Here is a 12,557-nt window from a genome sequence, read left to right as displayed (position 1 = left end):
GGGCGAAAACTGCTGACCGGTAGGTTAGGTAAGAGCCCATCCTCCCTTCCTCTTCAAGGAGCAGCCCCATGAGCAGCGAAAAAGTCTTCAAACCCAGCGAACCCGGCGACATGCAGGCCCCCAAGTCCAGCAGCACCACCCTCACCAACAGCGCGGGCAATCCGGTCGCCAACAACCAGAACTCGGTGACGGCCGGGCCGCGTGGTCCGGTGCTTCTACAGGACCACCACCTGCTTGAGCGGATGGCGATCTTCAACCGCGAGCGCGTGCCCGAGCGCGTGGTGCACGCCAAGGGCAGCGGGGCCTTCGGCACCTTTACGGTGACGGCTGACATCCGCAAGTACACCAACGCCGCACTGTTCAGCGAGGTAGGTAAGCAGTGCCGCATGCTGGCGCGCTTCTCGACGGTGGCGGGCGAGCAGGGGTTCGCCGACACGGTGCGCGATCCGCGCGGCTTCTCGCTGAAGTTCTATACCGAGGAAGGCAACTGGGACATGGTCGGCAACAACACGCCGGTGTTCTTCGTGCGGGACGGCATCAAGTTCCAGGACTTCATCCACTCGCAGAAGCGCCATCCCGTGACCGACCGCCGCAGCGAGACGATGATGTTCGACTTCTGGAGCCTGAGCCCCGAGAGCATGCATCAGGTCGTGTACATGTTCGGCGACCGCGGCATTCCGCGCAGCTACCGCCACATAAACGGCTACAGCAGCCACACCTACAGCCTGTGGAACGACGCGGGCGAGCGCTACTACGTCAAGTGGCACTTCCATACCCAGCAGGGCGTCCAGAACCTGACCGAGGACGAGGCGACCGAGATCGCGGGCAAGAACCCCGACTTCCACCGCCAGGACCTGTTCACGGCCATCGAGAACGGCGATTACCCGAAGTGGAAGGTCAGCATTCAGGTCATGCCCGAGGCCGACGCCGAGACGTACCACATCCATCCCTTCGACCTCACGAAGACGTGGCCGCACGCCGACTACCCTCTGATGGAAGTGGGCGAGTTCGAGCTGAACGAGAACCCGACGAACTTCTTCGCGCAGATTGAGCAGTCGGCCTTCGAGCCGAGCAACGCGCCGCGCGGCTTCGGGTTCAGCCCCGACAAGATGCTCCAGGCCCGCCTGATGAGCTACGCCGACGCCCACCGCTACCGCATTGGCGTGAACTACGCGGCCCTGCCGGTCAACCACGCCGTCTCGCCGGTCCACACCTACCACAAGGACGGCCAGACGCACTTCGACCTGAACCAGGGCGGTCAGCCGGTGTACGAGCCCAACTCCTTCGGCGGCCCGGTGCAGGACGACCAGCGACCTACCGAGCCTGCCCTGCGCCTGGGCGGCGACGCGGCGCGCTACGACTGGCCGGGGACCGACGAGGACTACTTCGCGCAGCCCGGCGAACTGTTCCGCCTACTGGACGAGGCCGAGCAGGGGCGTATGTACGACAACTTCGCCCGGCACCTCGGCGGCGCGCCTGAATTTATCCAGCAGCGGTACCTCGGGCTGCTCGACAAGGTGGATGCCCGTCTCGGCGCGGGTGTGCGCGTTAGCCTCAAGAAGCCCGAATTCACCGCCGAGCCGGAGCTCAGGACCATCCTGACCGAGAAGCACACCAATGCGGCGGGCGGTACGCTGCGGCCCCAGCGCGACGCGGTCGGCGCGGACGACTGAACGCTTGACTTTCCAGACAGGGCGGCGCAAGGTCTGCGGACCTTGCGCCGCCCTTCCCGGTAGGCTGGGCTACCCCGCCCGACTGTAGGCGCGGCCTTTTCCCGCAGGCCCCATAACCCGCTAGGCTGTGTGGCGTGACTGTCTCCGATTTCCGGCTGCCCGACGTGACCCCCGTGAGCGAGGTGGACTGGGCCGCCATTCCCAGCCCCGCCTTCGTACTCGACGAGTCGCGGCTGCGGCGCAACCTCGCCCTGATCTCGCAGGTGCAGCGTGAGAGCGGCGCGCAGATCATCGTGGCGTTCAAGGGCTTTTCGATGTGGAGCGCCTTCGGGTGGCTGCGCGAGTACGGCATCACTGGCGCGACCGCCAGCAGCCTGAACGAGGCCCGCCTCGCCAAGGAGGAGATGCAGGGCGAGGTCCACGTCTACGCCCCGGCCTATAGCGACGAGGACTTCGGGCCGATTCTGGAGCTGGCCGACCACCTCGTGTTCAATTCGTTCTCCCAGTGGGAACGGTTCCGGCCGCAGGTGCAGGCCGCGCGGACGGCAGGCAAGGTGGTGCACGTGGGCATCCGCATCAACCCCGAGTACGCCGAGGTCGAGACCGACCTGTACAACCCTGCCGGCCCCTTCTCGCGCCTGGGCGTGACGCGCCGCGAATTCCGCGAGGACCTGCTCGACGGCGTGGACGGCCTGCACTTCCATACCCTGTGCGAGAAGGACTCCGACACGCTGGAGCGTACGCTGGAGGTCGTCGAGCGCAACTTCGGCGAATTCCTGGGCCGCATGAAGTGGGTCAACTTCGGCGGCGGGCACCTCATGACCCGCGAGGGCTACGACACCGCGCGCCTGATCCGGGTGGTCCGGGCCTTCCGCGAGAAGTGGGATGTCCACGTGATCCTGGAACCCGGCAGCGCCTTCGGCTGGCAGACCGGCTGGCTGGTGAGCAGCGTGCTGGACGTGGTCCACAACGTCAAGAACGCGGCGCTGCTCGACGTGTCGGTCTCGGCCCACATGCCCGACGTGCTGGAGATGCCCTACCGCCCCCGGATTCTGGGCGCGGGCGACCCGCCGCAGGACGACCACCGTGAGGCCGTGGACACCCCGCCGGGCCACGCCTACATCATTGGCGGCACGACCTGTCTGGCGGGCGACGTGGTGGGCGAGTACGTCTTCGAACAGGAACTGGGCATCGGGGACCGCGTGGTCTTTGACGACATGATCCATTACACGATGGTCAAGACGACCTTCTTCAACGGCGTCAAGCACCCTGACATCGGCATCCTGCACACAGGCGGCCACTACGAGCGCGTCAAGACCTTCGGTTACGAGGAGTTCAAGGCCAAGCTGAGCTGAGGCTCCGGCACAGCAGGCGGGCGCCCTGGCCACTTTCCGGCCAGGGCGCCCGCAATTCTTGACCCGGCCGGCCCGCGCACAATGCGGGCCGGCAGCGGGAGAGGTGGGAGCCTGTGCCCCCAGCAGGGAAGTCGGAGGGAGAGGGGCGGGAACTGCCCACTTGCTCCGCCCAGCTAGAAAGTGGACGACCCTCCAGCCGGCTACGGCTTACTTGCGGTACACCTTGGGCACGCCGTTCACGGTGCGGACGGTGCCGCCCTCGAAGTCGGCCGCCCAGGCTCCGCCGATCTGGTACTGGTCACGGGTGGGGAAGCCCAGGAAGCTGCCCGAGCCGCCCAACCCCTGATAGGTCTTGAGCACCGCGCCCTGGAGCCAGAAGGTGCCGAACTTCTCGGTGCCGTACAGCGCTCCGTTCTGGAAAAAGCCGTATAGGCCGGTCGTGCCGTAGGGGTTACGCGGAATGACCTTCTCGTCGCCGGCAGCCCAGCCCAGGCGGCTGGGCGGGCGGGTCGCGCCGTTCTCGGCGTTCGCCAGGGCGAGGTAACGCTCCAACAGGCGCCCGTGAACCGCGTAGCTGCGGCTCGACCCGTTGGCGTGCAGCAAGGCGGCCTGACCGTAGGCACCGACGCCGGCAAACTTCTGCCACCAGCCGTCGCTCCAGGGCACGGCGTAGGTCGTGGCGTTGCCCAGGCTCTTTTCACCCTGCAGGCGGGCGTAGGCCTCGACCATCGCCCCATCGAAGGTGCCGTCCTGGCGCTGCCCCGGCTGGATGCGCGCGGTGGGCTGCGGCGTAGGCACCGGCTGGGTGACGGGCTGGGCCGGCTGCGTGGACGGCGCGGGGACGGGCGTGACCGTGTTGGGCGTCTCGGTAATGGTGCCAGTAGCGGTGGTGCCGCCCGCGTTCGCGTTGCCGCCGTTGCCCACGCGGAACAGCGCCACGTCGGTGCCCCAGGCGTCGCCGGGCAGCGGGGTCACGAGGGTGCTCAGGGCGCGGGCGAGGTTGTCCTGCCCCTGGAAGCGAACCTGTGCGAAGCCCTGCTCGCCGGCAAAGCGGGCGATGTCGTCGAGGTTCAGTTCGCGGGTGCTCGCCAGCGCCAGCAGCTTGTCCTGGCCGTTCGGGCCGCCCACGCTCAGCGAGTAGTCGGCGCCCGCTCCAGGAAAGACGCGGTTGGTGTTCGCCTTGACGAAATTGCTCCGCCCGTTGTCGCCCGCCTCGTACCCGTTGGGAAAGAACAGGTCGATCTGGCCGTCGGCGTTCACGTTGAACAGGTACACGTAGGCGTCCTGCGAGGTCCGCACGCCCACCCGGAACGCCTCACCCTTGCGGTACACCGGGTTGCCGTTCCCGTCGGGATCACGGTTGACCCACACGCGCACCTGCGGCCCCGTCGAGGCCGGGTTCACGATGATGCTCTGGGCGCTGATGCGCGGGGCAGCGAAGGCGGCGCTGCTCAGGCCCAGCAGGGCCGTCACGGTGAGGACTTTGTTCATGGGGTCACGCTAGGCCCTCAAGCTGACGAAGAACTGAATTTTGGCGTGCAGGCGCGGCTTCTCAAGAGCAATTAAAGAAAGCGGCCGCCAGATGGTGCCCGGATGAACCCGGCCTGACCGGCCACTGATGCGCCGTGTGGCCCGGCGTGGGGGTTCAGAAAAAACGGCTCAGGAACCACAGCAGCGCCGGGGCGATGAGCAGCGCCGGCAGCAGACTACCCACCCGCACGCGGCGGTCCTCGAACCCCAAGCCGGCCAGCATGAGGTTCCAGCTGATGCCCACGATGGTCAGGCCACCCACCCCCGTGACCAGCAGCACGTAGGGGTTCGTCTTGAGAATGGCCGGGTCGGCTCCGCCCAGCAGTCCAGCCGCGAATCCCCCCGCCGCGAGGCTGATGCCCCCCTGGATCACCAGAATGGTCAGGGCGCTGAAACCGACGCCGATGCCGTAGGCCCCCGAGAGGGCCAGCGCCGCGATGCCGTCGAGGGTACTTTTCAGGACATAGCCCGACGAGTCGCCAGTCAGGCCGTTCTGAATCCCCCCGATGATCGTCAGCGGCCCGATACAGAACAGGAGGCTGGCGGCCACGAACCCCTCGGTGAAGCGGCCCCCGCCCCGGAAGCGGCGGCGCAGGACCTCGCCCAGCCTCTCCAGGCCCTCCTCAATCTTCAGCGCCTCGCCCACGATGGCCCCCGCTGCGAGGCCGATCAGGGCGATGATCACCCCCGGCACACTGCCGCCACTCACCCGGTTCAGGCTGCCGGCCATGTCCAGCGCGATATAGACCGTCACGAGACTCAGGGTCTGGAGCAGCGTGCGCTGCGTGCGCTCGGGCAGGCGGCCGCCGACCAGCAGCCCGGCCAGGGTGCCCGCCAGCACGGCGGCGACGTTGATCAACGTACCGGACAGTTGCGAGAGAAGGGACATGCTCGGCCGACTGTAGAGCATGGCGTGAGGCCCCCGTAGGGCAACGTTTAGGCTTGACGGGCGCCTGACGGTGCCCGTGTTACACTCCGCGCAAGTTGAAGCGACTTCCCTGTCTCCGTGAATACGCGCCCCCTCTCGGCGGCGTGTGTGGTGAGGGGCGCGAGACCGACCGCGAAAATCTGAAACTCCGTGTGGGGGCTGCCGTGTGGCGGCCCCGCGCGCTTTTTGGAGGTGTGACGTGACCCTAGCCGATCAGTTCCGCAATATGCCCACGCTGCTCAAGGTCAGTGAGGTGGCCGAATTCACGAGTACCCACGAGCGCACTGTGCGCCGCTGGATCAGAGACGGCCGCCTGAGCGCCGTCGAGCATCCGAGCGGCCTGCGTGTGCCGCGCCGCGCCCTGTGGCGCTTCCTGGGCCTGGAACTCCCCTTGAGCGCGTAGAACCCGGGTACGCCACCAACCGTCCCTCCCCACCACCCGGCCCTGGCCGCCTTATGCTGCCGGGCGTGGTTCATTCCGCCCCCAGCGCCTCCCACACCCTGGCCGCCTGCCGCGCCGCTTTGACTGGTCCCGATGAACTCGGGGCCCGGCAGGCGCTGGAGGCCCTGTCTCCCCTGCCCCACGAGCGCGCCGAGGCGGCCGAACTGGCGTTGCGACTGGGGCGGCCCCAGCAGGTGTTGGCCTGGGGAAACGGTCCCCTCGTGCGCGCCGCCGCGTGGCTGCGACTGGGCGAGGCGGGGTCCGCCCTGGCCGAGCTGGACGCTTCCCAGGGGGCCTCTGCGCGCCACGCGGCGCTGCGGGCCCGCGCCCACTGGCAGCGTTTTCTGGGAGCTGACCCCCTAGGCAGGGGTCCGGAAGCCGGAGCGGCGACGGAGACCGCCCTGCATCTCGCCCGGCAGGAAGGAGACGCCGGCGCGCTCATGGTCGCCGTCACCCTGCGCGGCGAGGCGCTCGTGCAGGTGGGCGAACGCTTCGCCGCGCTGCGCGCTCTGGCCGAGGGCCTCAAGGTGGCCGAGATCGGGGGTCAGGCGGCCGACGCGCACCTGCTCGCGGTGCTGGCACACGCGCAGGGGGGCCCGAAGGGACAACGCACCGCTGCGAAGGCACTGGACCGCAGCTCCCCCGGCAGCCCGGCACGGGTCCTGGCGCTGTTGGCCCTGAACTGCCCCGAGGACGCCCATGCCCAGGCGGCGGCCGGTGACTTGTCGCCGCTGTGGTGGGCCTTCCTGCCCCGCACCTGAGGGCGCCGGGCAGGCGTGGCATACTCCGCGCATGACCGTGTCCACCCTTCTGCGTGACGAAATCCGGCGCGAATTACAGGTGCAGCCCGACATTGACCCGGCCACCGAGGTGGAGCGCCGGGTCGCCTTCCTGACCGCGTATCTGCGCTCGACCCCGGCGCGCGGCTTTGTGCTGGGCATCAGCGGGGGGCAGGACAGCACCCTCGCCGGGCGGCTGTGCCAACTTGCTGCAGAGGAAGTGCGGACCAGCGGCGGAGAGGCGACCTTCCTGGCCGTGCGCCTGCCCTACGGCGTGCAGGCCGACGAGGCCGACGCCCAGGTGGCGCTGGACTTCATCCGTCCCGACCGCTCGGTGGCCGTGAACATCAAGGAAGCGGCCGACGCGGGCGTGCGCGCCGCTGAGGCTGCACTGGGCGCGCCGCTGCGCGATTTCGTGCGCGGCAACCTCAAGGCCCGTGAACGCATGGCGGCGCAGTACGCCCTGGCCGGACAGGAAGGGTTGCTGGTCGTGGGCACCGACCACGCCGCCGAGGCTGTGACGGGCTTTTTCACCAAGTACGGCGACGGCGGCGTGGACCTGACCCCCCTGACCGGCCTGACCAAGCGCCAGGGCGCGGCCCTGCTGCGCTACCTGGGGGCCCCCGAAAGCACCTGGCGCAAGGTGCCCACCGCCGACCTCGAAGACGACCGCCCCGGCCTCCCCGACGAGGTGGCGCTGGGCCTGACCTACGCCCAGATCGACGACTACCTGGAGGGCCGTGAGGTCCCGGTCCAGGCCGCCGCCACGCTAGAGCGCTTCTATCTGAACACCCGTCACAAACGCGCCACGCCGGTCACGCCCTTCGAGACCTGGTGGCAGCGCAGCTAGACGCCATCCCCTACAGCAGGGAAAGGGACGACCCCCTGGCCGTCCCTTCCCCTCGGTTCAGTGGATCTTACCTGATCGAGCCGTTCAGGCCGTTGGGGTAGAACCCGCCCTTGCTGGCGCCGGGGGCCAGGTAGACGATGTTGAGCACCTCGCGGGTGGTGCGCGGGTAGGCCACGGCGTTGCGGTCGGCAGGCGCGAAGACGGCGCCGCGCGCGTCCGAAAGACCCGCGTCCTTGCCGCCGCCGACCTTGCCGCGCAGAGCGCTGATGGCGTCGATGACCTGACCGACGTACAGCCCGGCCGCCGCCGTCACCTGACGCTGCTCGTAGAGCATGCCGCGCACCACGCCGCCGTGGTAGGCCTCGACTGCCAGGATGCCCGCTGCCGCCTGGAGATAGGCGGGGTTGGTGATCAGGGTGGCCGCGCCGTTGTAGGCGGTCACGCCCACGTCCTCGAAGATGAAGGCGCCGTGCAGGAAGAACAGGTCGTTGGCGTACGGGTTGAAGCCCACGATCTTACCGCCGCTCGCCGCACGCCCGGCCGCGTCGAAAGCGCCCGAGAGGTCGAGCACGGGGCGGGGAGCCGCCGCCTTGCCCAGCGCGCCGTATAGGAACTTCACGTGCGCCAGTTCGTCGTCGGCGATGTCGCGGGCCAGGGCCTCGACGTTGCTGTTCTTGAACTGCATGCCGCGCATGCGGTCGAGGTTCGCGGGCAGCCGGATCTCGGCGGCGCCGCCGATGGCGCGCAGTTCGTCCACCCGGCCCACAGCCGCGAGGTAGAAGGCCGCTTCGAGGTATTCGAGGTTCAGCGCGAAGTTCAGCACGTCGCCGTCGATATTCTTGGCCGGAGCCGCGAGCGCGCCGCTGCCCAGGGCAGCCGTGCCCAGCGCCGCCCCCAGGCCGACCTTGCCCAGCAGGCCCAGAGCGGCGCGGCGGTTCAGGACGGCGTCGGTGGTGGTGTCGGTCAGGTGTTCGGCGGGCTGAGCGTTCTTGAGATCGGTCATGGTCCTTGGCTCCTTGAACAATGGGCAGACGGTTCCCCTGAGCCGGCCCCGAACGGACCGTACCCGGCAAAACGCCCTGCGGGAGAATGTGAGGCGGCGTAGGAGACGTGTCTCCGTACCGCGCCCTTCCTTGTTCACCCACCTATAAGCAAGGCAGGCGGGATTGGATGACTCCCCCGCCCGCCTGGAAACCCGGCTCCGAATCCTAGAGTGGGCCGCCCTCGTTGAACTCGGCCTCGGCCTCACGTTTGATGCGGTTGCGGCGCGTCACGGGACTCTCGACCTCGCGGCCCGGTACGGCGCGGTCGCTGGTGGTCGGGCCCGGCAGAAAGCGGGTACCCAGGGCCAGCAGGTCGGCCGTGAGCTGCGGGGCAAGGGCCTGGGCGTAGCGCAGCACCTGGGCGGGGCCGCCGATCATGGCCTCGGCGTCACCTCGCACAAGGGCGTTCACGGTACGCCGCGCCGCCTCGGCCGCGTCCAGTGATAGCACCGGCAGGTTGTCGAGCGTGGCGAACAGGGCGTATTCCTTGCGGTGCTGTCCCTTGACCTGGGCGTTACGCGCGCTGCCAGTACGCATCAGCCCCGGCAGAACGGTGGTCACCCCCACGCCGTCGCGGGCAAGTTCGGCACGCAGTGCCTGACCCAGCCCCGCCGAGGCGAACTTGCTCATGGAGTATGGCGCCAGATGCGGCACGGCGACCTTGCCCCCCACTGACGACACGATGAGCACCCGGCCCCGGCGCGCGCGCAGCAGCGGCAGGGCGCAGCGCGTGAGGCGCAGCGGCGCGAAGGCGTTGACCTCCATGATGTCGCGGAAGTCTCCTTCGGTCATGTTCTCCAGCGGCCCGGTCTGGATGAGGCCAGCGTTGTTCACCAATACGTCGAGGCCGCCGTACACCCGCGCCGTCTCCTCGACGAGGCGGTTCAGGTCGGCGGCGTCGGTCACGTCAGCCACCACCGTATGCACCTGGGCGCCGCGCGCACGCAGGTCGCCGGCGGCGCGCTCGAGCTCGGCCGCGTCGCGGGCGGTCAGGGTCAGGCGGGCGCCGCGCGCGGCGAACTCGCGGGCCAGTGCCAGGCCCAGGCCACGGGACCCGCCCGTAATGAGCACGCTGCGGCCGGTCAGCTCGTAGGGGGCCTGCACGGTCCGGCGCGCGGCCAGGGCGGCGGCGGCAGCCAGAAGCATCACTCGTCGGGGCACTCGCATAGACCGAGTGTGCCCGCTCGCGCCCACGCGCCGCCCTACAGTGAAGACATGGACAACCTGGCCCAAGGCCGCCCACCCACCCTCTTCGAACGCATCATTCGCCGCGAGCTGCCGAGCGACGTGGTCTACGAGGACGCGGACTACATCGCCATCCGCGACATCGCCCCCAAGGCGCCCATTCACCTGCTCGTCATTCCCAAGCGCGTGACCACCCGCGTGGACGAGATCACCGACCCCGGCGAGATGGGCCGGCTGTGGCTCAAGGCGACCGAGATCGCCCGGCAGCAGGCCCCCGACTACCGCCTCGTCGCCAACTGCGGCGCCGGCGGCGGGCAGGTCGTATTCCACACCCACATCCACATCCTGGCCGGCTGGGACGGCGGCCCCGGGGGCGACCTTTGAGCGCCTTTCCCTTCGGAGCGGTCCTGTTCGACCTCGACGGTGTCCTGATCGACAGCGAGGGCCTCATCGGCGGACTGTGGCACGAGGTGCTGCGCGAGCACGGCCTGGACCTGCCCGCCCCCGAGGTCGCCGCCCGCACGGTGGGGCGCACCTTCGGGCCGGTCCTCGACGAACTGCGCCTCGCCTACGGCTGGGCCGCCCCCACAGACTTTCAGGATCGGCTGGGCGGGCGGCTGAACGAGGCGCTGGGCGCCGTGCAGGCCATCGAGGGCGCCCGGCTGACCCTGGAGCGCCTGCACGCGGCGGGCGTGCCGCTGGCGGTGGCGAGCAACAGCGCCCAGGAGCGGCTGCACCTCAAACTGGGAGCAGCGGGCCTGGCCGATCTGGTCCCGTACGCCTTCAGCCCGGCCGACGTGGGCGGGCGCGGCAAGCCCCTGCCGGACCTGTACCTCCACGCGGCGGCGGCGCTGGGCATGGACCCGGCCCGCTGCCTGGTCGTCGAGGACAGCGCGCCCGGCGCGGCGGCAGGCGCGGCAGCGGGCGCTGCCGTCTGGGGTCTGCTGGCCGGGGGGCATGTCCACCCCGACACGGCGGCGGGGCTGCGGAGCGCCGGGGCCACGCGCACGCTGGCCTCGCACACCGAGCTGCGCGGAGCCCTGGGCCTCGGTTAGGACCAGTCCAAAGGTTTTTTCGTACGTGATTAGCGACGCAGGCTGATCAGGACATCAACGGGGTCCTGACCGCGCAACCGCGCGGTCTCCACCGTCGACTTGATGCGCATGTACGTCTGCGTACGTGATTAGCGACGCAGGCTGATCAGGACATCAACGGGGTCCTGACCGCGCAACCGCGCGGTCTCCACCGTCGACTTGATGCGCATGTACGTCTGCGCGCCCAGGGCGTTCTTGCTGCACTGCGAGACCTTGCGCGCGATCACCACCGACCGCAGGCTGCGTTCCGCCGCGTTGTTCGTCGGCGGGATATCCGGGTCCACCAGGAAGCGCAGCAACCGGCCCTGCCGGTGCTGTTTCAGCAACCCCAATCGCAGACGTTCGTTCCCCGGGGTCTTCAGTGGCGCCCTGCCGGTGCTGTTTCAGCAACCCCAATCGCAGACGTTCGTTCCCCGGGGTCTTCAGTGGCTGCCTGTTCAAGAGCGTGTCCAGGCGCAGGGTGAGKSMCTCACCCTGCTGTCGATATTCGTCCCGGTTGCATCCCCCACGACGGTGCTGGGCATGCAGCGCCATCAACGCTCGGCACACCTCGGCCAGGCGCTGCCCNCTCACCCTGCTGTCGATATTCGTCCCGGTTGCATCCCCCACGACGGTGCTGGGCATGCAGCGCCATCAACGCTCGGCACACCTCGGCCAGGCGCTGCCCATACTCCCGGCCTCGTCCCCGCTTCCCCTGAGCCTGCTCACTCGCCATCTGGGCGTTCCGCAGGACGTGGGCCAGGCATTTTTGCTGCCCGACCCCTGCCAGGGTGGAACTGTCGTACACCTTGAAGCGGTCGCACACCAGAACTCCGCGGAAGGCGTCGCCAAGGACCGCACGCAGCTCGACGTTGGTGTGCTGAAGATTGGCTCGGAACAGCACCGTCTCGGCCGAGCGAAAGGTGCTCACCCAAGCCTGAGTCGCGTTCATTCGCCAGCCCGTGTCGTCGTGGTGAACGTAAGGAGCTGCGCGCAGCTCCTGTTCCAGCGACGCGATGTGCATCGCCAGTGGACTTCCGTCACGTGCCAGGCGCTGGGCGGCCTGGGTTATCGCCCCCTGAGACACCTGGAGGCCAGTGGTCAACCCCAGCACCCGTGGAATGCGACGCTGTGGGAGACCGACCTCATGGTGCAACGCCTGGATGGTGGCCACCAGTCGGGGACCACACCGGTGGGCCGTCGCCCCACGTTGGTCGGGCCCAAGGTCGGGATGCGCGCCACGCACGGCCTGCCCGCAGTGCGGGCAGGCCATCACGGGCACGTGGTACGCCGTGATCTGCACGGTCTGAGCGGGCAGATCRCTGATCCAGGCGCGGTCGTGACGCGTGAAGATCAACTCGCCTGTGTAGCCACAGGCCATGCAGGTATTGGGCGTTGGGACGTCGATGACGATGTCCTCCTGCTCCCGAGCAGGAGGACGTKTGTACGTGAAGACGCCTTCCCCGGCGCGGCGACCTGCGGTCTTCGGGTCGGCCTTCCGACTCCCCCGGCTGTGAGGAGCGGCGTACTTGCGTTGCTGACGCTCCAACTGCTCGATGCGCTTCTGGAGCTGCTCGATCTGCTCGGCCTGCTTGCGGATGATCTCGTAGAGATCCTGTTCCGTCAGTGGGGCGGCCATGCTGCTCATCCTAGCGAACGTGACGGGGCCGTCCGGCTCGCGGTGTCGCTAATCAGATAC

General features: G+C 68.9%; 13 protein-coding genes. 7 read left to right on the top strand and 6 right to left on the bottom strand.

The genetic code is table 11. The features are described from left to right. Positions 1 to 68: 68 nt before the first annotated feature. The gene (locus tag ASF71_RS00065) at positions 69 to 1,673 is read left to right on the top strand and encodes a catalase (protein WP_056293018.1); all 1,605 of its coding nucleotides are present in this window, start codon (positions 69 to 71) and stop codon (positions 1,671 to 1,673) included. Between the two features lie 134 nt (positions 1,674 to 1,807). Continuing rightward, positions 1,808 to 3,028 (top strand): carboxynorspermidine decarboxylase, encoded by a 1,221-nt coding sequence (nspC, locus tag ASF71_RS00060; RefSeq protein WP_056293015.1) that lies wholly within the window; start codon positions 1,808 to 1,810, stop codon positions 3,026 to 3,028. Between the two features lie 207 nt (positions 3,029 to 3,235). Here the strand turns inward: nspC and ASF71_RS00055 are convergent, their stop codons facing one another. Together ASF71_RS00055 and ASF71_RS00050 are read right to left on the bottom strand one after the other, a co-directional pair. Next, positions 3,236 to 4,519: a DUF4384 domain-containing protein gene (locus tag ASF71_RS00055; RefSeq protein WP_056293013.1), complete on the bottom strand. Its 1,284-nt coding sequence runs from the start codon at positions 4,517 to 4,519 to the stop codon at positions 3,236 to 3,238. 154 nt (positions 4,520 to 4,673) lie between these two features. After that, positions 4,674 to 5,447: a DUF554 domain-containing protein gene (locus ASF71_RS00050; protein WP_056294940.1), complete on the bottom strand. Its 774-nt coding sequence runs from the start codon at positions 5,445 to 5,447 to the stop codon at positions 4,674 to 4,676. Positions 5,448 to 5,685: 238 nt separating this feature from the next. On the opposite strand from ASF71_RS00050, the gene ASF71_RS00045 reads away from it, so the two are divergent. From ASF71_RS00045 to nadE, 3 genes are all read left to right on the top strand, one after another. Further along, the gene (locus ASF71_RS00045) at positions 5,686 to 5,889 is read left to right on the top strand and encodes a helix-turn-helix domain-containing protein (RefSeq protein ID WP_056293009.1); all 204 of its coding nucleotides are present in this window, start codon (positions 5,686 to 5,688) and stop codon (positions 5,887 to 5,889) included. 65 nt (positions 5,890 to 5,954) lie between these two features. Further along, positions 5,955 to 6,689, top strand: a complete 735-nt coding sequence (locus ASF71_RS00040) for a hypothetical protein (protein WP_235514055.1) — start codon at positions 5,955 to 5,957, stop codon at positions 6,687 to 6,689. Positions 6,690 to 6,720: 31 nt separating this feature from the next. Beyond that, positions 6,721 to 7,557 (top strand): ammonia-dependent NAD(+) synthetase, encoded by an 837-nt coding sequence (nadE, locus tag ASF71_RS00035; RefSeq protein ID WP_056293006.1) that lies wholly within the window; start codon positions 6,721 to 6,723, stop codon positions 7,555 to 7,557. Positions 7,558 to 7,624: 67 nt separating this feature from the next. On the opposite strand, the gene ASF71_RS00030 is transcribed toward nadE, so the two are convergent. Next, entirely contained in the window at positions 7,625 to 8,560 is a 936-nt protein-coding gene (locus ASF71_RS00030) for a ferritin-like domain-containing protein (protein WP_056293002.1), read from the bottom strand. Positions 8,561 to 8,765: 205 nt separating this feature from the next. Continuing rightward, positions 8,766 to 9,767, bottom strand: coding sequence for an SDR family oxidoreductase (locus tag ASF71_RS00025; RefSeq protein WP_056292997.1), 1,002 nt, complete (start codon positions 9,765 to 9,767; stop codon positions 8,766 to 8,768). Positions 9,768 to 9,815: 48 nt separating this feature from the next. Between ASF71_RS00025 and ASF71_RS00020 the strand changes: the two genes are divergently transcribed. Both ASF71_RS00020 and ASF71_RS00015 read left to right on the top strand, forming a co-directional pair. Continuing rightward, complete coding sequence (locus ASF71_RS00020; RefSeq protein WP_056294935.1) at positions 9,816 to 10,169, top strand: histidine triad nucleotide-binding protein; 354 nt, start codon at positions 9,816 to 9,818, stop codon at positions 10,167 to 10,169. Next, positions 10,166 to 10,840: an HAD family phosphatase gene (locus ASF71_RS00015; protein WP_056292995.1), complete on the top strand. Its 675-nt coding sequence runs from the start codon at positions 10,166 to 10,168 to the stop codon at positions 10,838 to 10,840. Before ASF71_RS00020 ends, ASF71_RS00015 begins: the two co-directional genes overlap by 4 nt. A 128-nt stretch (positions 10,841 to 10,968) precedes the next feature. Here ASF71_RS00015 and ASF71_RS25630 read toward each other — a convergent pair whose 3' ends face one another. Together ASF71_RS25630 and ASF71_RS00005 are read right to left on the bottom strand one after the other, a co-directional pair. After that, positions 10,969 to 11,205 carry a transposase gene (locus tag ASF71_RS25630; RefSeq protein WP_056292992.1) on the bottom strand — a complete coding sequence of 79 codons (237 nt, stop codon included), beginning with the start codon at positions 11,203 to 11,205 and terminating at the stop codon, positions 10,969 to 10,971. A 242-nt stretch (positions 11,206 to 11,447) separates the two neighbouring features. After that, positions 11,448 to 12,497, bottom strand: a 1,050-nt coding sequence (locus ASF71_RS00005; RefSeq protein ID WP_235514054.1) for a transposase, incomplete at its 3' end; no start/stop codon positions are given. Between the last annotated feature and the right edge of the window lie 60 nt (positions 12,498 to 12,557).

This window comes from Deinococcus sp. Leaf326, from assembly GCF_001424185.1.
In the GTDB taxonomy this organism is placed as follows: Bacteria; Deinococcota; Deinococci; order Deinococcales; family Deinococcaceae; genus Deinococcus.
This window is presented reverse-complemented; position numbering and strand designations above follow the sequence as displayed.